Below are 19,060 nucleotides of genomic sequence, written 5' to 3' on the forward strand. Positions count from 1 at the left end.
AATTTATATTATTATACGCATAAACAGCAACTTATTTATAATATTCTGTGATTATATGTGTTTTGTCACAAAATTCTAAGGAGGCTCTCTATGAATACTACAATAACATCAAATCATGTTCCATCTACAAATATCAATCTACCTTTGGCTAATACCAAACATCCCCCTACCTTTTTACCATTTATAAATTTTAAAGAATTTTTGATTTTATCTTTATTTGTTATTTTAAATTCTTTTTTCTTATATACTTCAGGAAAAGAAGTACTTGGTCCTACTTTTGGAGCTGATGAATTACTTTACTTTAGCCTAGGTAAATCTATTAACAGTAATTTTAGTTATCAAAATCATGCCCAATATAATCCTCTTTATCCTTTCCTTATTTCCTTTTTTTTCAAACAAGGAGATTTAATAAGAGCTTTTGAAATGATAAAATTGTTTAATACCATAGTATTTTCTTCCATGGTATTTCCATTGTTTTTAATATGTAGTAGATTAATTGGTAGTCGTATAATATGCTTTATTACAACTTTTAGTATAACTTTATTTCCATGGAAAGTAGTAACTAACCTTATAGTAGCTGAACCTTTATACTTTACCTTGCTTATTTGGTCAATTTTTTTATATATGTATTATCTAGAATACAAAACAACTAAACGTGCTATCTTTTATGGTCTTTCTTTAGGTCTTTTATTTTTATGCAAACAAGTAGGAATAGTACTATTAATAGCCACTTTCTTTGCTCTTGCTTATGAATTTTATTTTATTGAAAACAAAGATATAACTTATCTAAAAAAGCATTTCATTATCTTTATTGCAGCTTTTTTGATCATTTTCCCTTGGCTCATAAGAAATTATTTAAATACCTCAGATGGTGGTTTAGGTTATGCTTCTGAGTTTGAAAATGTAAGAGAGAATATTAACATATGGAATGTATTTCGAGCAGGGATTTCTCAAATTTCTTATCTTTCTCTGGGTTGTTACACTTTCTTTTTTAGTATTTTTATAAATACCTTGATTAAGTTTAAAAAACAACCTTCTAGAAATCAATCTTTCATAGTTTTAATTGCTTTCTTTACATTGGGAATTATAGGAATATCTGCTTTACATCATCTTCAAGTTCCTACTTATCCATATGGTAGATATGTGACTACTGCTATTCCTTTTATCATTATTGTTGCTATAAGTAATATGGGTAGGGACAAGCAGGTGAATCTAAATAAACTTCATCTTATAGTTATCTCTATATGTTCATTAGGTATTAATATCTACTCAAATGTCATTCCTCTTACGTTACATGTTAAAGGATATTTTAATGCTTTTGATACTGCTATATGGTCTAAATTTTTTCTAGGAGATAATAATTTATATTCTGTAGATGCTGTCTATTCAGCATTACAGAACAGTACTATAACTATTCCAATTGTTATCTTTGTACTCACTGTAATAACTGTTTTACTAATAAAAACTAAGTGCAAATATATATGTCTACCTCTCTTTTTCTTCATAGCTATCCTTGGTAGTATAAATAACAATGCAAAAGAAGTATCTGCTATGAAGGCCAACGGTAATACTACCAATGAACTATATAGACATATGATTCAACATAATATTCCTCCTCAAAAAGTTTATAAATTAAGTGAGAACTTAGGAAATATAGATTATGAACGTACTTGGTTTAATACCTTTTACAGTGACACAAATAATTTGATTAAAGTTTTGCCACTTGACAGATTACTTACTAGTGTTGATTATTTCTTTGATTTTGGTGGTCCTGATACCCCTATTGTTAATACTTCATTAGCCATTCAAGCCCCTTGGATAGCTGAATCTTTTTTTGATCAAACTAATATTTATGGCTTTGATATCAGTAGTACTTATATAAATGGCGATTCTACCATAGGTAGTGTCTTCTTTGAAAATACAGCTTCTCCCAGTGGACTGGAGGATGTTATTTATGGAGTAACCGAAAATTATTTCTACATTGATGTTAGTCCTGGCGAATATAATCTAACCATTAATACAAATAATTCACCTTTACCATTTACTCCACAATTAAATTGTTCCATCTATCTAAATGATACTTATCTTGGTAGATTAGATTCTAATACAAGTTTTATTAAAATTAATGACTTTAAGAATACAGGAGATCTCCTTAAAATAAAATTGGTTCCAGATGAAGGTTCTGTCTGGAGTGTTGGTACTCTTGAGCTACAATCTACTACACCTTTAGATTTAAGCGGAAAATATATTTTAACCGATAGTACAACAGACTTTTCCCTTACTTCTAAACTTTTACCTTTAGAGCTCATTTTCTCTAATAGCCACTACAAATTATATTACCTTAATTAATCAAAAAAATGCCTACTACTTTTTACTGTAGTAAGCATTTTTTATTTATATATGTTTATATATACATTTTTTCAAGATAATTAGAGTATTCTCCAGATACTATATTGTTCATCCACTCATCATGCTTTAAATACCACTGAATCGTTTCCTCCATTCCTACTTCAAAGGTATATGAAGGAGCCCAACCTAACTCAGTTGCAATCTTTGAATTGTCAATGGCATACCTTCTATCATGTCCTGGCCTATCTTGAACATACTTAATAAGTTGTTCTGATTTTCCTAGTGTTTTAATAATGAGCTTAACAATTTGGATATTGGCTTTTTCATTATTTCCACCAATATTATAAACTTCACCTGTTTCTCCCTTATGTAGAACTGTATCAATTCCTGTACAATGATCTTTAACATGAAGCCAGTCACGAATTTGCATACCGTCTCCATATACAGGTAGTTGTCTATCATTTAAACAGTTATTAATCATTAACGGGATAAGCTTTTCTGGAAATTGATAAGGACCATAGTTATTAGAACATCTTGTAATATTTACAGGCATCCCAAAAGTCTCATGATAGGCTCTTACAATCATATCTGCACTTGCCTTAGATGCAGAATAAGGGCTATTGGGGGCAAGTGGTGTTGTTTCCGTAAACATTCCTTCTTTTCCTAAAGTGCCATACACTTCATCAGTAGATACTTGAAGGTATTTTACCCCCTCTTTAAAAGATTTACAGTACTTATCTTCAATATTAACTTTCCAATATTTCTTAGCTGTATCTAATAATACTTGTGTCCCCAGTATATTAGTTGTTAAAAATATTTCTGGATCTTCAATACTTCTATCAACATGAGATTCAGCTGCGAAGTTAACCACAGTATCTATTTCATGCTCAGTAAATAGACTATCCACTAATTCTCGATCTCTAATATCTCCCCTAACAAAGGTATATCTAGGATTTTCTTGCACTTCTATTAAATTTTCTAAATTACCCGCATAAGTAAGTACGTCTAAATTAATAATATTATAATCATAAGTTTCTAACATATACTTTACAAAATTAGAACCAATAAAACCTGCTCCACCTGTCACTAATATATTTTTCATATGTATCTCTCCTATCCATGATTCGCTACAAACTGTAGATAACGCCCATAGTCTGTTTTAAGCATTGGCTCTGCTAAGTTTAGTAGCTGCTCTTTTTGTATATATCCCTTATTATACGCAATCTCTTCAATACAAGCTACATATAAACCTTGTCTCTTTTGTACAGTGTGTACAAAGTTAGTTGCTTCCATAAGTCCCTCATGTGTCCCGGTATCTAGCCATGCCATACCTCTTCCAAAGAGCTCTACCTTTAGCTTTCCTCTTCTAAGATACTCTGCATTTACCGCTGTAATTTCTAATTCTCCTCGAGGCGAAGGCTCTATAGCCTTTGCGATTTCTATCACATCATTATCATAGAAATATAATCCCGGAATAGCATAATTAGATTTTGGGTTAGCTGGTTTTTCTTCTAAAGATAAAACATTCCCATCTCTATCAAACTCCACTACACCAAACGAAGTCGGGTCACTTACATAATATCCAAAAATAGTTGCTCCCTCTTCTGATGCCGATGCACTTTCTAATACGCTACCAAAGCCTCTACCATAAAAAATATTATCCCCTAATACTAAAGCTACCTTGTCTTGATTAATAAACCTTTCTCCTATAATAAAAGCTTCGGCCAACCCATTAGGTTCTTCCTGAACTGAATAGCTTATATCTAATCCTAACATTTCACCTGTACCTAATAATTCCTCATATACAGGTAAATCTCTAGGGGTTGAAATAATTAATATTTCTCTTATTCCTGCTAACATTAATGTGGACAAAGGATAATAAATCATAGGTTTATCATATATAGGTAGTATTTGCTTCGAAATGGATTTAGTAACGGGATACAGGCGCGTTCCACTTCCTCCTGCAAGAATAATTCCTTTCATCGCTTTTCCCTTCTTTCATTATGTATTGTAAATTATCTATACATCATTAACTTACTTCACTACTCGAATTACTGTCACTAATTTCTTCATCTCTTATTTCTTCCACTATGTAAACTGGCCTATTTCTAGAAGCATCTAGAATTCTCCAAATATATTCTCCTAGTATACCTAATGTTAATAGTATCAAGCCTGAAGAGAATAATACTACTATCATGAGTGCCGTCCATCCTTGAACTTGTATATCTCCCATCATCTTTTGAGCTATTACAACAAGCATCCAAATAAATGATACAAGAGAGAAAAAGCCACCTATAATGGACATAAAGCGAATAGGCACAAATGAAAAGCCTACTAAAGAATCTACAACCAACTTAACTTTCTTAGCTAATGTCCATCTTGATACACCTACTTCTCTCTTTTGACGAACATAATATATAGTATCTCTCTTAAATCCTGACCATAAGATTTGGAGTGTAACTGCTGAATTTGTTTCGTCTAGCATTCTCAGTACTTCTATAACCTTTCTGTCAATCAAGTAGCAGTCAAAACCACCTTCTGGCATAGATGGTATCGCGAACTTTCTAATTAACCAATAATATAAATTAGCAAATAATTTTTGAGAATAACTTTCTTGTCTGTCACTTCTTACAGCTAGCACTACTTTATTGCCTTTTTTCCAGCTTTCATGCATCTCTAATAGAATTTCTGAAGGCTCTTGAAGATCTGCCGCCTTTATTGTTGCACAGTCCCCTGTACATACTGAAAGCCCTGCAAGAATAGCAGCATGAGAACCAAAATTACGTGAAAGCTTTACAAGCTTAATTCTACTATCTCTTTTAGATAAACTATTCATAACGTCCCACGAATTATCACCTGACCCATCATCTATCATGACAATTTCGTAGTCTTCAACAACTGAAAGAACTACTTTCTTCATATCTTCATAAAGTGCTTCTAATGTATCGCTATTATAATAGACGGGTATTATAATTGATAATTTACTCATTTTGTGCCACTTCCCTTAAAAATTCATCAAAATCCTTTATATATTCATCACTGTCATAAGCTTCATTTGATAGTACTAGCATCACACAGTCCTCAGAAAAGTCATACATATCTTTCCACATAAGTTTAGGTATATAAAGCCCCATATTAGGTTTATCTAAACTAACTATTGTTTCTTTCTTTCCATCATGAAGACGAACTTTAGCACTTCCACACACATTTAACATTACAAATTCACTTTTCCTATTAGAATGTTGACCTCTTACAGCCTCTTTATCCATTCCATAAATATAAAATAATCTTTTAATTTCGAAAGGGATATTCTTTATTCCTTCAATTACTACAAGCTTCCCTGTCTCACCACCATTTTCTTTCCATTCAATAATTTTAAACTCTTTCATGATTCTATACTCCCTTTTATGGATGCTTTCCTTGCAAATTATTATATGTTTCGCATTCTTTTAAATACTTTTCATAAAGTCTACTTTAAAGATTCCATACCACTTTATACTCTTATATTTTCCATTAATAAAAAGATGATCTTTAAATTCACCTTCAAAACTAAAGCCTAATTTCTCATAAAACTTAATAGCTCTTATATTATCAGATAATACATTAAGATATACCTTATTAATCTTTACTTCATTAAACGCTTTATCAAGAAGTTTTTCAGTTGCACTTCGTGCTACTCCACTCCCTATCGCGCACTTTCTCATGCTAATTGCATATTCTGCAGTATGATTTATTGAGTCAATTTCCTTCAAGCTAATTGTTCCTAGGTACTCATCTTCTTCATTTATAATTGCCAAATGCATATCCGTAGAAATGTCTTGTGCTTTCTCAATAAAACTATATACTTTTTCAATTGTCATACTCTGAGCATCAAATCTAAAACAACTAGTAATTTCTTTATCTTGCATCCACTCCAGCATTAAAGGAGCATCTTTTTGCTTCAGCTTTCTTAGTTTAATATTCATTCTACACCTCAAAACTATTAATAGTCTCTATTACAAAATCTTGCTCTTCTTCTGTCATTCCATTATATAGTGGAATGGAAAGTACTGTTTCTGCGTAAGCTTCTGTAATAGGCAAATTCCCCTTTTGAAGCCCTAGATAAGAATAGGCTTCTGAAAGATGTGGTGGTATTGGATAGTGAATAATAGTTCCTATTTCTTTTTCTTCTAAATATGTAATTAGTTCCTGTCTATACTTACATTTAATAACAAACTGATGCCATACTGTACTTGCCGATTCTCTGATTATTGGAAGCTCAATAAAAGGATTATTTAACCTTTCTAAATATCTCTCACACAACTTTTGTCTCTCATTTGTTAGTTCATCTAGATGTGTAAGACGCACTCTAAGCAATCCAGCTTGTAACTCATCTAATCTAGAATTTGTTCCTACTACTTTATTATAATATCGCTTTTCGCTTCCATAGTTTCTAAACACCTTAAACTCTTCTGCTATTTGAGGATTATTGGTTACTATTGCACCTGCATCACCAAACGCTCCAAGATTTTTAGATGGATAAAAAGAAAAACATCCTATATCTCCAAAGGTTCCTGTCATCTTACCCTCAAAGCAAGCACCATGACTTTGAGCACAGTCTTCTACTACTTTAAGATTGTATTTATTAGCTATTTCCATTATTCCCTTCATATTAGAAGCTTGTCCATACAGATGCACGACCAATATTGCTTTAGTCTTATCCGTTATCTTTTCTTCTATTTTAGAAGTATCTATATTGTAATACACATCTGGCTCTACAAAAATAGGTGTTGCTCCATTCATGGTGATTCCCATCACACTCGCAATGTATGTATTCCCTTGTACAATAACTTCATCACCTTTTCCGATATTTAAAATGCGAAAAGCCATCCAAAGTGCATCTAACCCATTCGCAACACCTACGCAATATTTACTCCCTGTATAAACTGCAAATTCTTCTTCAAATTTTGAAACTTCCTTGCCAAGAACATACCACCCCGAACGTAGTACTTCTAAAGCTTTATTTTCAAAATCTAGTTGATGCATCTGAAAACCCCTATCCATTCGATTAGGCATTATTTTCATCTTCTACCACTCCATTTCTATTCACTTACCATTTCTATCAATTTAAGATTACTAATATTATACTCTTGATTAGTATTGAAAATTATCCTAAGGTATACTTCATTAGGAATCGTATCTGAAAAAACTTGTGCACTATAAACGTTTTTACCCATTTCAAGATTAAATATCATGTCTTGATTTGTGGAATCATAGCCCTCACCGAATAAATCCATATAAAAAAGTGCAGGTATATTCTCCCCACTTTCTAAATTGAATTCTATCCGATATAACGTATTATCCTTTAAATTAACCCTATTATTAAGTACACATACTTCATCATATGTATTAGGAAGTTCTACTAATTCTTCTTCATAAATAACTTCCTTATCTTTATATACTATAACCCTAGAATAATCATTATATATTTCTTCTTTAGGATATATAAATAATATCATTATCGACAAACAAATTAAAGTACTTATAACATTAAGCTTCGGTAATCTAACCTTATCCCTATTTTTCCCCAATTTGTCTACAATAAATTTATAACTATTATAAAATATAACAGGTAGATATATAGCACCTAATGCCACAAATAACAAATTTATCAATTTACTAGGTAAGTGAAGGTACTTTGCATATACAACATTTAAAATATTGATAAATATCATATGATACAAAAATACATATAATGATTTACTTCCTGGTTCAAATACCTTTTTGAGTACTTTCCTTACTTCACTTTCTTCTTTTAAAAAATTATCTATTCCTTCAAAAATCACATATATAAGTGCAAAGATACATAAAGTATAAAATACAGCATACTTATTAGGAGGATTTGACCAACTAGCTACTATCCAGTCTAATTTATCCATAAGAATAATCCCTATTGTTCCTATCAGTCCCATACTCACTCTTACGATTTTTTTACTAAAATAATTTCTATTTAAATAAAACCACATGCCAAATACAAATGCAAAGAAATATGAACCTCCCAGTAAATGCGAACTTCCTCCCATAGTTCCTTCAATGTATGTATATTTATTAAACAATATTCCTGTAAAGTACGCTCCTATTAATAGAATAATCTGGAGTACTTTTTGTTGTTGTGTCTTTTGGAACATAATATATATATATGGTGCTACTATAATAAGTTGGATATAGAAAAGTATAAAATAATATGGAGGCGAGGCCGAAAATGCAATCAGATTCTTAAACAGTATATTAATATTTAACAACTTATATTGAAATAAAATACATATTATGGATGCTATTATATAGGGTATGATTACTCGCTTAATCCTAGATACAAGATATGTTTTTATTTCAAAGCCTCTCTCCATATCAATAGCTGAAGTAACTCCAGAAACTAATGTAAATAGTGTAACACTAAATGCTGTATACAGTAATACTCTGTAATTGTCAAAATAAGTGGCTCCATAAATATGATTCATGACTACTGCAAATATGGCTATATACTTGGCTGCATCTAGCCATAAATACCTTTTTTTCTCATTCACTTCTCTCTTTCCTCCTTATGAAAATTGTATTCTTATGGGTATCTGTCATATTAATTCTTATTAGATTTCATCTCTATAATCTTTAAATTTTCAATTGAGTAAGATGTATTTGTAATGCTAATAATTCTAAGAAATACATTGGTAGGAACGTCTTTTCCGGAAAAAATATTATAAGAATAATGATTCTTTCCTTTCTTTGGATTAATGGTAATGTCTTGCTCAGCTCTATCATAACCTTCATTATAAAAATCCAAGTAAAACAGAGTCGGCATATTATCTTCAATTGTCATATCAAATTCTACTTTATAATAAGTTTCTGGAGATAGATTTACTTCTATAGGAATCACATTTAGGCTTTCATCACTATTAGGAACTTCCACTTTTTGAGTAGTATAAATCTCTTGAACCTCTGTCAGTATTTCTGGAACTAAAATATCTTTTATAGTATCTTTTTCTACATATACACTCCAAATACTAAATACTATTGAAAATACTATACACATACTGCAACCTATTAGCGTGATTCTATTACCATTCATTAAGCTATTTATATATTTCTTTATCCCTTCTTCTTTGCTTTTCACAAAAACTTTATATATAATCATAAACGATACTATTAAGGATATATATCCCATTATCCTAACAGTATCAGGAATTTTGCTCACTAATCCTGTTTCTGCTGCTGTATGAAATAAAATGGCACCTACTTCAGCTTGTCTTAAAATATTCCCCGCATAACCAATCCCTACAAATAAAATAGTTCCTCCTATCAGCAATACCTTCCATATATTCTTTATGACTCCATTTATTACTACATTCATGCTTACCCTATAACATATATAACCGTAAATTAAAAAGTAAATTAGAGACCAAAACCTTAGTTCTGGAACCCCTGGAATACACATTATACAAGGAATTAACATTATGATTAAGAAACCCCAATTTTCCCATCCTATCCTCTTCTTATCACAATCTCCTTTAAAGATCCATCCCGCCAGTGCATATAGCCAAACAAATACATTTATTGTAAAAAAGAAATACTTATCTGCACAAAAACTATCTATATAAGTACTATCACTCCATATAATTGTTAAGTAACTAAATATATGATTCATATAAATTGATACAAAGTCAAACGGATACTTTAAGTAAAGTTTGATAATATCTCCTAAACCGAGTACCCCTAAACTTCCAGTTAATCCTTCCTCTATAATAATCTGCTTACCTGTGACATCAGGGTATCCTATAGCCGGTTTATCGTAGTCTTCATATTGAGTTATAAGCGACTCATACCTGGTCATCCCCATTCCCTCATATATCTGATACATTTGCAAATTATTATCGTAATTGAATAACTGCTCAGTTAGCACTCTAGGAGTACTACTGCCTGTATATTGTTCATTAATCTTCATCTGAGGTATGGCTATTAAAGCTCCACCCAGTATAAGAGCACCTATAAAGCCTATTAAAGTAATTTTATTCTGCTTTAAGTTTATAATTATGTAATAAATAATTACTAAAATCCCCGCATATAAATAGATAGCTCTAGTATTATATGCTGCATATAATATACAACCAATAAAAAAACTCTTTAATAAATATGGAAATATCCCCTTACCCTTATATAAGTTTTTCAACATAAGAACTGCTAACATAAACATCGCCATTGCAGGAATGTCAGATAACGAATATACTAAATGATTTCTCCAAAAAATAACTACTAATATTGAAAAAATAAAAGATTTTATCCATGAATATTTACTATTCATATCATACTCTAATAATTTAGGCACTAATACACATATAATTCCAGTAAATATCACACAATTAAATAATATAAACAATATCCACTCTGAATTAAAGAGTTTTAAGCCTATTACACGCAAACTTGCAATAATAAAAGGATATAGATACCCTCTAAATGTCTCTGGAAAGTTTAAAAAGTTAATTTTTCCATTATTAAATATGCTCATTCCCCAAGACCAATAATATTCAGAATCATAGATTTGAGTCTTAGTGCAAAAAACTACTGCAGCTATAAGCAATGTAATAAATGAAATACTAATAGCTAAAATTAGTTGCTTATTCTCCCTTATTTTCCCTTTTATCATTATATATAACTCCTTTAGACTCTATGTTTTTTTGTCTTATATATAGATATAACTATAATTATTATTAAAACTACTAAGGTAATACTACCACCTATATAAAATGAAGTAGGTACGAATTTAAACTCTACAATATGACTTCCTTCAGGTACACTAATCCCTTGTATACTACCATTTACTATATAAATTTTAGTTTCAACTCCATCAATAAAAGCTTTCCACTCTGGATAATAATTTTGTGAAAAATTCAAGAATCCCTCTTCACTACATTCTACTTGTGCCTTTATAGAATTAATGCCTTGATCTATAATCTTAATCTCACCTAGATCGAGTCCCTCTTTATCATCATACCCCTCAATATAGCTATTATTAATAAAATCTAATTTATATACATCATTATATATTTTTCCTCTATCTTGTACGTTAATTACATTCTCTGTAAAATATAACAAATCCTTAGCATTATTATTTCTATAATAAACTGTCCCATTTCCCTCATATATCTTTTCATAGATTCCTGTATATGGGATAGTTTCCATTTCTATAAACTTTAAGTTTGTAATATTTATATCAGCTATAGGGGTTCCTACAATTCGTGCTACAATATTGGCTCCTTCATCTGAATCCTCTGTAAATACATAGTTTTCATAATGATGCTTACCTTCTTTAATATATATATTAACATCTTGAGCTCCACGATCATAATTTTCTCCACATAAATCAAAGTATACACTCCCTGGAGCTTTATTAGCCTCTGCATCAAATGCTACTTTATAGAAAGTATTCTTCTTTACTTCTACTGGATTACTAAATACAAACAATTGCCCCTCTAAATTTGGAACTTGTAATATTTCTTGTTCAAAAATAGTATTTTTCTCCATACCCATTGTATATGAAGTTCCCAATTCATCTATTACATTTTCCTGATCAGCGATTACATTCACCCCTAACATAGAAAGCGTACCATTTTGTGCTCTTACATTGGCTCTAGCTGCAGGGAACCATGTATATAAACCGGAAAAATTCAACTGAGGAATCGCATTATTATTAAATAATCTATACATAGTTGGATTATTCAACGAAACATAAGAATTAAGAGAAGGCATTTCTAGAACTGCTCCTTTATTAAATCCTATTTCACTAGTAAAATAAGCTTGTTGTTTTTCTGAGGCATACCATATATTTCCTACGCCAATTAACTCTTTTAAAGCCTTCTTTGAATCATCCATCATATATTCTTTTGAACTGACTGTAGCATACATATGATAATAAGGAAATGTTTGAAATAAAGTAACACTTACTAAAACACCTAAGAATATAGTAAATATCTTTTGAGTTTCATATTTACTATATAAATAGATTCCAATACAGATTATAATACAAATAACTATCGGTCCCACAAAGATTCGTCCACCTTTATAAAACTCACTTAGATTTGAGCTAAAGATTCCATTACTAATGAATATATAGCATAAGCAAGCTATAATGGTAAAACATATAGTTCCTATAACTGCATAACTTAATAGCTGAGTTTTCTTAGCAGTTTCTTTAAAATACTGCAATACAAGCCCTAATATAGAAAACTCTATAAATATAAAAAGAGGTAAAATTCTACTCGGCACCCTAAATCCTCCTAAAAGAGGAATACGATACAAAATTTCACTTAAATAAGGAATATGTGCATTGGCAGCATATATGTATATACCTATCATCAATAAAAGCCCAATTTTGACAAACGAATGCTTATGTAAGATAATGATGCCACAAACAACCAATAAAATAATAGCTGTTCCTAAAAATAATTCTATATCAATTTCTGAAGAGTATAAGTGGCCGTATGGCATAGAGTAGTCTGGACCAAACACAGTAGGAAATATGGTCATAAGCAGTTTCCTAAAAGAAATGGACCATCCTTTAAAGAATTCAAAGGGTGTATCTATAGTTCCCAACGATTCATAACAACTCATCATAAATAGCATGGGGACAAGTTGTATACAAACTAATCCAATATAAGTACTCCCCCACACTAGTCCATCTTTTATAATTCTTTTAATGCCTAATTTATCTTGAATCATAAAATAAAGAAGATATATTCCTACGATAATATCTGTATAAAATGCACATTGAATAAATCCAGCTAAAAACTGTAGCGCCATTGCTATTCCTGAAAATACCAGGAATTTAACACGTTTTGTATGGATATATCTTTGTATAAAATAAAAAATAACTGGTATCCAAACAACTGTAGAGATAATTCCCATATGATTTTTTCTATATCCACCCATATGGATTGAAAGAATATATATAAGTCCAATAACAAAACTAATTTTTTTATCGCATTTCAATTCTCTCATAAATAAATTCATAAAAAACCCTGCAATTGCCATATGAAGTGAATAATACACTAAAATAAAAAAGTCTAATGGTAACCAGGAGATGAGTATGGAAATAGGATAAAGTTGTCCAAAACTTTGATCCATTGCAAAAGGGATACCGTTAGATAAGTACGGATTCCAAAATGGAAACTGTCCCTGCATAATGCTTTGATTAAAGTAAATTTTAAATCCAAAAAAACCCACTCCATCTCCTGACACAAATACATTTCCTGATAATATAGTTCCTAAATATATTAAAAAAGGTACTAAAAAATAAAATCCAAAGAGAAAGATTAATTTACTCTTATCATTTTGTATCATTTTCTTTAAGTAATTCATTATTTACTCCTCTCTAAAAAATAGCAAGCCCGATCTATCATCATTAAGAAATAAATCGGACTTGATTACTATTTACGTATATTTAATTTCCAGCACGAGGTACACTTATCTTTGCTTTTTCTTATACATGAAAAATAATATCACTATAGTAATATCAAATACGATATTCATTATGAGAATACCCTTTTGATTCTTTATTACTTGGCCATATTTTTGTTTTGCAATGCTTACCGTATTTAAATCATACTGTATATAGTAAGGTTTGAAGTTTATATGAGCATTATCACCAAACCAATAAATATTCTGTTCGTCCACTAAATCTAATTTTACTACAAATTTATTTTTCCTTTTTAGTTGCTCATACTTATCAAAATCTATATTTAGTGAAATAGTCGCCACATTTCCTTGTAACGAAAAAGGAATTCTTTCATTCTCAAAAACAAGTATATTTCCTTCTTCATCGTAAATATGATAAGAAAACTTGACATTTTCATTATACAATTCAATGTTATTAAACGTGATAATGGCATCTCCTACGAAGCATTTATTAACCAAAGCTGTTTGGTTAATAACTTCAATTGTTACTTCAGCGTCAGTGCTACAAAATGCCATAATAGGACAGATTATTAATAACATGATACTAAAAACTGCAGGCAATAATTTTCTCATCCATCTACCTCACTTTCTTCAGAATGTCCAAAGAACATATCGTAATATTCCTTAGCTGCATCGTCCCACGAGTAGCCTAAAAATACTTCTGCAAATTTCTCTTGGGATTCTAAGGCTATTTCTCTATTTTCAAGGACATGTTGAATATTATTAGCAAGAGCCTCCTCATTTAAAGCATCAAATAATCTAAGCCCACAATTCTTCTCATTAAATCCGCAACTCTCAATGCGTTCTACTGTCATTTTTATATTAGATATGACAAGTGGCACTTTCATAAATAAAGCTTCACAAGCTTGCCATGCAAATCCACCTTCAAATAAAGTTGGCACTGGCACTACTTCGGCATATTTATAAACGCTATAAAGCTCTACTTCACTTAAATTCTTTAATAATACAATCCTACTTCTTAAATTAAACTCATCTATTAGTTGGTCAACCTCTGGCATATCTTTAGGATTCCCCGTTAATACAAGTTTAAGATCTTTAAAATCCTCTTTAAGTATATTAAATGCCTTAATTAAAGTCCCTATGTTTTTATATGGCCTTACTTGAGTAGGATAAAACATATAACGCCCATGTATAGAAAACTTTTGCCTTACTTCTTGTTCTTCCATTAATTTATTCATAATATCTTTTGGTATATTAACCGGTAGATAAATAACATTTGTATTTTGAGCTTTTAAATTCTTAATATACTTAAGTATCTGCTCATCCCTTACAGTCTTACAGTTAGAAAACATAATCGCTCCATATCTAGCTAGATTTTCTGCTCTTGAACCTATATCTAGATATCTAAATTTAAAGCTATTATCCTTTTCTAAAAACTCGTCGTAATGTTCTGCTACTGCCATATCATGACAAGGTACATAAATAGACTTTTCTGTGCCTATTACATTATCCAAATAAACAATAAGTGGTATAAATACTTCTGCTTTAGAAAACTCTCTAGCTACAGTGGCTAAATTATCTTTTACCTCATTTATTTCTCCTAAGCTTTCTGCTTCATAAGCTGTAGGTGTGAATTTTTCCTTCCAATTCTTCTCATCTATAAATTGAATCCTATCCTTCAATTCCTCATCCTCTAAAATAGAAGAGAAACAAATCTTCATCTCATCTATATTAAAAGAATAGCACCAAACTTCCACATTAATATTATAATTTCTTACTAACGCTTCTACCATATAAGACATAAAACGAGCTATTCCTTCTCTATTCAGACCAGGTATGTGATATCCAAATCCAGCCCATACACCAAGATTTTTTGCACGTTCACATGTTCTACTAGTATTAGATGGGAACATTTCACTAATACTTTTAATAATACTATTAATAGTGGATGGCACAGTCTCCTCATTATACCCAAGTTCTTGAAGTCTAAAGGCTATATCATCTAGTACTCTATTTTCAAGCTGACTTATTTTTTGTTTGGTCCCTAGTTCTTCTAGTAATGCTAATAAACGTTGTACATACATATCTGTTGTACACTGCGTTTCTATAAATTTGCCTGCCTCTTTTCCAGTTCTTATGATGTATTCTTTCTCTGATATTAAATCTAATAGTGTAACCTTTATCCCTATAGCCTCATTCTCTAGACTTATCCTAATAACAGCTTCTTCAGGCATTTCACCATAAATCCCACTATTAAGTACCAATACAGGCTTTCTGTATGACATCTGCTCAAATAAAGATAGGGAACATACTTCAGAATTTGGATATCTTAAGTTAATGCACAAATCTGCTTGACTAAGTGCTTCATTCATAACATCATTAGATTGATATCCTAGCATGTGTAGGCAGCCTTTAAGAGTAGTTTTTGAAAGCTCTTCTAATTTACTCCCATATTCTCCACCATAAGAGCCTATAACAATATAGCAGACCTGTTTTGCTATTTGGGGATGTGTAGCTAGTACATCTGTAACCTTATCTATTCTTTTTACTTGATGTACAATTCCATTAGAAACAATAATTTTTCTTCCTTCAGCCTTGGCTTGTTTTATAACCTTACTAAGTTCAGAGTCTTTCGACTCCGTAATTTGTTGAATTTCACATGGTAGATAAGAATATCCAATAGGCCCATTATTTAGTTTTCTAATCTTATTTACAAAAAACTTTGCATGTGTAAAAACACCTATGGCATTTTCAATTATAGGCTCTATTAATTTAAAGTCTCCCATTCCATCATAATCATAAATAGGATAGTACCCACTATTATGAGCTTCTTGAACGGTTTTACCACCTAATTCCCCATAGTACTTCTTATGCATTTCTAAGTAACTACTATATCCTGTTTCTGGATTACCTCCAAATTCAGGAAATAAATAATATTGGCCCCAAAAACCTGACATTGTTTGATCATGTAGTATAATAATTCCCGGATAGTCTTTAGAAACATCATAAATATCCCTATGGTTACCAGCAGCATTACCTAGATTATAAATTATATAGTCATAGTCAGAAAGACTAGTTAAGTCGGTATTTTTATCAAAGACTTTAACTTCAATGTCAGTTACTATCAATTCCTCTCTATTATGTGTCCAAATATCAACTTCTACTGTCTTCCTTAACGTCTCACAAATTTCCCTACTAACCATACCTATGGCGCTTTTATTAGAAAAAGGTGTGAACCAAGCTATTCTCATAATAACAGCCTCCTAATGGTCTCATCCCATGTAATATTTCTTTCAATAATTTCTTCATATGCTTTATTTCCCATTAACTCCGCATTATCCTTATTATCATAAAGACAATCCATTGCTATTGCTAATTTTTCAGCTGAGGGTTCTACAATATAACCTGTTTCTCCATCTTTAACAAAGTCACATGGTCCGCCTGAATCATTACATGTTATTACTGGTTTAGACGAATAAAATGCTTCTAGAGTTATATACCCATAGTCTTCATTATATGGTATAAATAAACAACCTAAAGCATTTGCCATAAATTTAATCTTCTCTTCTTCACTAATCCAGCTATTAATAAATTTAACTTTAGAATCTAAATTATTTCTTTTTATAACTTCTATAATCTTCTTTAAATACTCCTCATTCTCACAATATCCAGCAATTACGAGTTTAACATTACTCTTTGTGTATTTTAAAGCCTCTATAGCTAAAAGTTGCCTTTTTAATTCTGTGATTCTACTTGGATAAAATAAATAATCACCGGTACTCTCCTTAAAAAAACTACTATTACTAATTAGTGGAGGATTAATGACTTCTGACTCGATATTATTAAACTTCTTGATTCTTTTGCTTACTACTCCTGCAATAGTATAAATGTGTCTAGCCTCACCTATATCCTTTGTATCTATAGAAGTTACTATTTGCTTTATGGCTTGATTATGTGTATTATCCGATAATCCAAATTCTTGATCCCATAAATCATATACTTGTCTAAATTGATGACATATCCATAAAACCTTATCTCTATGCATTACAGAAAATGTTGGATATTTAAAGCATATTACCCTATCATATCCACTAAAGTTTAACATCTTTGTTGCCAAAACAAGCTCAATAAGTTTTACTTCATAATCATCAGGAAAAGGAATTCTAAAAATGGTTACCTTATGTCCTCTTATTTGTAATTGCTTACTTAAATCCTCTACTAGTCCTTCTGCTCCCCCTTTGACAAAAGGTGTCATAGTATTAAATAATGCTATTTTCATATATTCACCAAACTCTCTGCAAAAAATCTTGTTTTATTAAACCTCATAGAATTCTTATTCTGATTTGTAGCTTTATTTAATTCTACTAACTTAAAGCTTTTTATATTATCTGCTTCTATTTCTTTAAGTAAGGGATAATCTACTAACAGTTCCATTGATGCTCCACAATCCTTACATGCTATGATTGGTATTTGATTTTCCATCGCCATAATAATTGAATTAGAAATACGTCTATTATTATAATCCATTAACACATATGCTGAAGCATTTTTATAATCCTCTTCTGTTGCTCTTTGTTGTATAAGCTTTATTTGGTGGCCTAATTTTTCTGATTTAATCCATTTAACCATAGTCTCATAATATACTAGATTTTCACTAGGAATAAATATATTAATATCATACTGGGTATTACATTTAGCAAAAGTAATTAATAATTCCGACCTATTATAAGGTAATAAATCTGTTTCTATCATAATATAGTTACTATTTGTTAAATTTGAGTTTTTCTCTATCTCTAAAGCTGGAGGATATAAGACCTCCTTTTCTACATTCATATATATACTTAAATCCCCTAAAAGTAGTTTGGAATTACAAAATACCTTCTTAGCCTCTAAAAATACTTTCTTCTCTATTTGACTTATTGTATTTTTAATCTTTTCATATTGATAGCTAGCCTGTACACCATATTCGCTATCATAGTACTCATTAAATGCTGGTACTCTTTCAAAAAGGTAAATTACTTTATTAGGATGAGAAAGCATACACGCTGGATATCCTACAGTAATGAGTAAATCACAACAATTTGTATCAATGAGCTGATAGGCTAATATCTGTTCTGGCAATGATAAAATGTCTCTTGAAAAAGGTAATATAAAACTGTCTACATCGTATTTCATACTCTTATATTCTTTTTCAAGCTCTTTAACTAATAGTTCTTCTTCATAACCTCCTGCATTGGACAAACTCCCAGCAATTAGTATTTTCATAGTC

14 protein-coding genes are annotated in these 19,060 nt (G+C 30.7%); 1 reads left to right on the forward strand and 13 read right to left on the reverse strand.

Features of this window, described 5'->3' with window-relative positions:
* The first annotated feature begins 90 nt into the window (after positions 1-90).
* Entirely contained in the window at positions 91-2,349 is a 2,259-nt protein-coding gene (locus tag CLOLE_RS19030) for a glycosyltransferase family 39 protein (protein WP_013658750.1), read from the forward strand.
* A gap of 55 nt (positions 2,350-2,404) precedes the next feature.
* Here CLOLE_RS19030 and rfbB read toward each other — a convergent pair whose 3' ends face one another.
* From rfbB to CLOLE_RS19095, 13 genes are all read right to left on the reverse strand, one after another.
* Positions 2,405-3,451 (reverse strand): dTDP-glucose 4,6-dehydratase, encoded by a 1,047-nt coding sequence (gene rfbB / locus CLOLE_RS19035; RefSeq protein ID WP_013658751.1) that lies wholly within the window; start codon positions 3,449-3,451, stop codon positions 2,405-2,407.
* Positions 3,452-3,462: 11 nt separating this feature from the next.
* The gene (rfbA, locus tag CLOLE_RS19040) at positions 3,463-4,332 is read right to left on the reverse strand and encodes a glucose-1-phosphate thymidylyltransferase RfbA (RefSeq protein WP_013658752.1); all 870 of its coding nucleotides are present in this window, start codon (positions 4,330-4,332) and stop codon (positions 3,463-3,465) included.
* Between the two features lie 46 nt (positions 4,333-4,378).
* Positions 4,379-5,338 carry a glycosyltransferase family 2 protein gene (locus tag CLOLE_RS19045; RefSeq protein ID WP_013658753.1) on the reverse strand — a complete coding sequence of 320 codons (960 nt, stop codon included), beginning with the start codon at positions 5,336-5,338 and terminating at the stop codon, positions 4,379-4,381.
* Positions 5,331-5,738 carry a sugar 3,4-ketoisomerase gene (locus CLOLE_RS19050; RefSeq protein ID WP_013658754.1) on the reverse strand — a complete coding sequence of 136 codons (408 nt, stop codon included), beginning with the start codon at positions 5,736-5,738 and terminating at the stop codon, positions 5,331-5,333. The genes CLOLE_RS19045 and CLOLE_RS19050 overlap by 8 nt, the downstream gene beginning before the upstream one ends.
* Positions 5,739-5,798: 60 nt before the next feature.
* Positions 5,799-6,314: a GNAT family N-acetyltransferase gene (locus tag CLOLE_RS19055; RefSeq protein ID WP_013658755.1), complete on the reverse strand. Its 516-nt coding sequence runs from the start codon at positions 6,312-6,314 to the stop codon at positions 5,799-5,801.
* A gap of 1 nt (position 6,315) precedes the next feature.
* Complete coding sequence (locus tag CLOLE_RS19060; RefSeq protein WP_013658756.1) at positions 6,316-7,413, reverse strand: DegT/DnrJ/EryC1/StrS family aminotransferase; 1,098 nt, start codon at positions 7,411-7,413, stop codon at positions 6,316-6,318.
* Between the two features lie 17 nt (positions 7,414-7,430).
* Complete coding sequence (locus CLOLE_RS19065; protein WP_013658757.1) at positions 7,431-8,912, reverse strand: acyltransferase family protein; 1,482 nt, start codon at positions 8,910-8,912, stop codon at positions 7,431-7,433.
* A gap of 50 nt (positions 8,913-8,962) precedes the next feature.
* Complete coding sequence (locus CLOLE_RS19070) at positions 8,963-11,023, reverse strand: hypothetical protein (RefSeq protein ID WP_013658758.1); 2,061 nt, start codon at positions 11,021-11,023, stop codon at positions 8,963-8,965.
* Between the two features lie 14 nt (positions 11,024-11,037).
* Positions 11,038-13,734, reverse strand: a complete 2,697-nt coding sequence (locus CLOLE_RS19075; protein ID WP_013658759.1) for a YfhO family protein — start codon at positions 13,732-13,734, stop codon at positions 11,038-11,040.
* 105 nt (positions 13,735-13,839) lie between these two features.
* On the reverse strand, positions 13,840-14,370 hold the full coding sequence (locus CLOLE_RS19080) for a hypothetical protein (protein WP_162145093.1): 531 nt from the start codon (positions 14,368-14,370) through the stop codon (positions 13,840-13,842).
* Between the two features lie 29 nt (positions 14,371-14,399).
* On the reverse strand, positions 14,400-17,042 hold the full coding sequence (locus CLOLE_RS19085) for a glycosyltransferase (RefSeq protein WP_013658761.1): 2,643 nt from the start codon (positions 17,040-17,042) through the stop codon (positions 14,400-14,402).
* A complete protein-coding gene (locus CLOLE_RS19090) occupies positions 17,039-18,070 on the reverse strand; it encodes a glycosyltransferase (RefSeq protein WP_013658762.1) in 1,032 nt (343 codons plus the stop codon). The genes CLOLE_RS19085 and CLOLE_RS19090 overlap by 4 nt, the downstream gene beginning before the upstream one ends.
* A complete protein-coding gene (locus CLOLE_RS19095; RefSeq protein WP_013658763.1) occupies positions 18,067-19,056 on the reverse strand; it encodes a hypothetical protein in 990 nt (329 codons plus the stop codon). Before CLOLE_RS19095 ends, CLOLE_RS19090 begins: the two co-directional genes overlap by 4 nt.
* Positions 19,057-19,060 lie beyond the last annotated feature (4 nt).

Origin of the sequence: Cellulosilyticum lentocellum DSM 5427 (assembly GCF_000178835.2) — a bacterium.
GTDB lineage: Bacteria > Bacillota > Clostridia > Lachnospirales > Cellulosilyticaceae > Cellulosilyticum > Cellulosilyticum lentocellum.

What these genes read in the sequence shown, in the direction of transcription:
- CLOLE_RS19030 (WP_013658750.1), top strand. Translation starts at nt 91, where the DNA reads ATGAATACTACAATAACATCAAATCATGTTCCATCTACAAATATCAAT.
- CLOLE_RS19085 (WP_013658761.1), bottom strand. Translation starts at nt 17,042, where the DNA reads ATGAGAATAGCTTGGTTCACACCTTTTTCTAATAAAAGCGCCATAGGT.
- CLOLE_RS19055 (WP_013658755.1), bottom strand. Translation starts at nt 6,314, where the DNA reads ATGAATATTAAACTAAGAAAGCTGAAGCAAAAAGATGCTCCTTTAATG.
- CLOLE_RS19060 (WP_013658756.1), bottom strand. Translation starts at nt 7,413, where the DNA reads ATGAAAATAATGCCTAATCGAATGGATAGGGGTTTTCAGATGCATCAA.
- CLOLE_RS19095 (WP_013658763.1), bottom strand. Translation starts at nt 19,056, where the DNA reads ATGAAAATACTAATTGCTGGGAGTTTGTCCAATGCAGGAGGTTATGAA.
- CLOLE_RS19090 (WP_013658762.1), bottom strand. Translation starts at nt 18,070, where the DNA reads ATGAAAATAGCATTATTTAATACTATGACACCTTTTGTCAAAGGGGGA.
- CLOLE_RS19070 (WP_013658758.1), bottom strand. Translation starts at nt 11,023, where the DNA reads ATGATAAAAGGGAAAATAAGGGAGAATAAGCAACTAATTTTAGCTATT.
- CLOLE_RS19045 (WP_013658753.1), bottom strand. Translation starts at nt 5,338, where the DNA reads ATGAGTAAATTATCAATTATAATACCCGTCTATTATAATAGCGATACA.
- rfbB (WP_013658751.1), bottom strand. Translation starts at nt 3,451, where the DNA reads ATGAAAAATATATTAGTGACAGGTGGAGCAGGTTTTATTGGTTCTAAT.
- CLOLE_RS19050 (WP_013658754.1), bottom strand. Translation starts at nt 5,738, where the DNA reads ATGAAAGAGTTTAAAATTATTGAATGGAAAGAAAATGGTGGTGAGACA.
- rfbA (WP_013658752.1), bottom strand. Translation starts at nt 4,332, where the DNA reads ATGAAAGGAATTATTCTTGCAGGAGGAAGTGGAACGCGCCTGTATCCC.
- CLOLE_RS19080 (WP_162145093.1), bottom strand. Translation starts at nt 14,370, where the DNA reads ATGTTATTAATAATCTGTCCTATTATGGCATTTTGTAGCACTGACGCT.
- CLOLE_RS19075 (WP_013658759.1), bottom strand. Translation starts at nt 13,734, where the DNA reads ATGAATTACTTAAAGAAAATGATACAAAATGATAAGAGTAAATTAATC.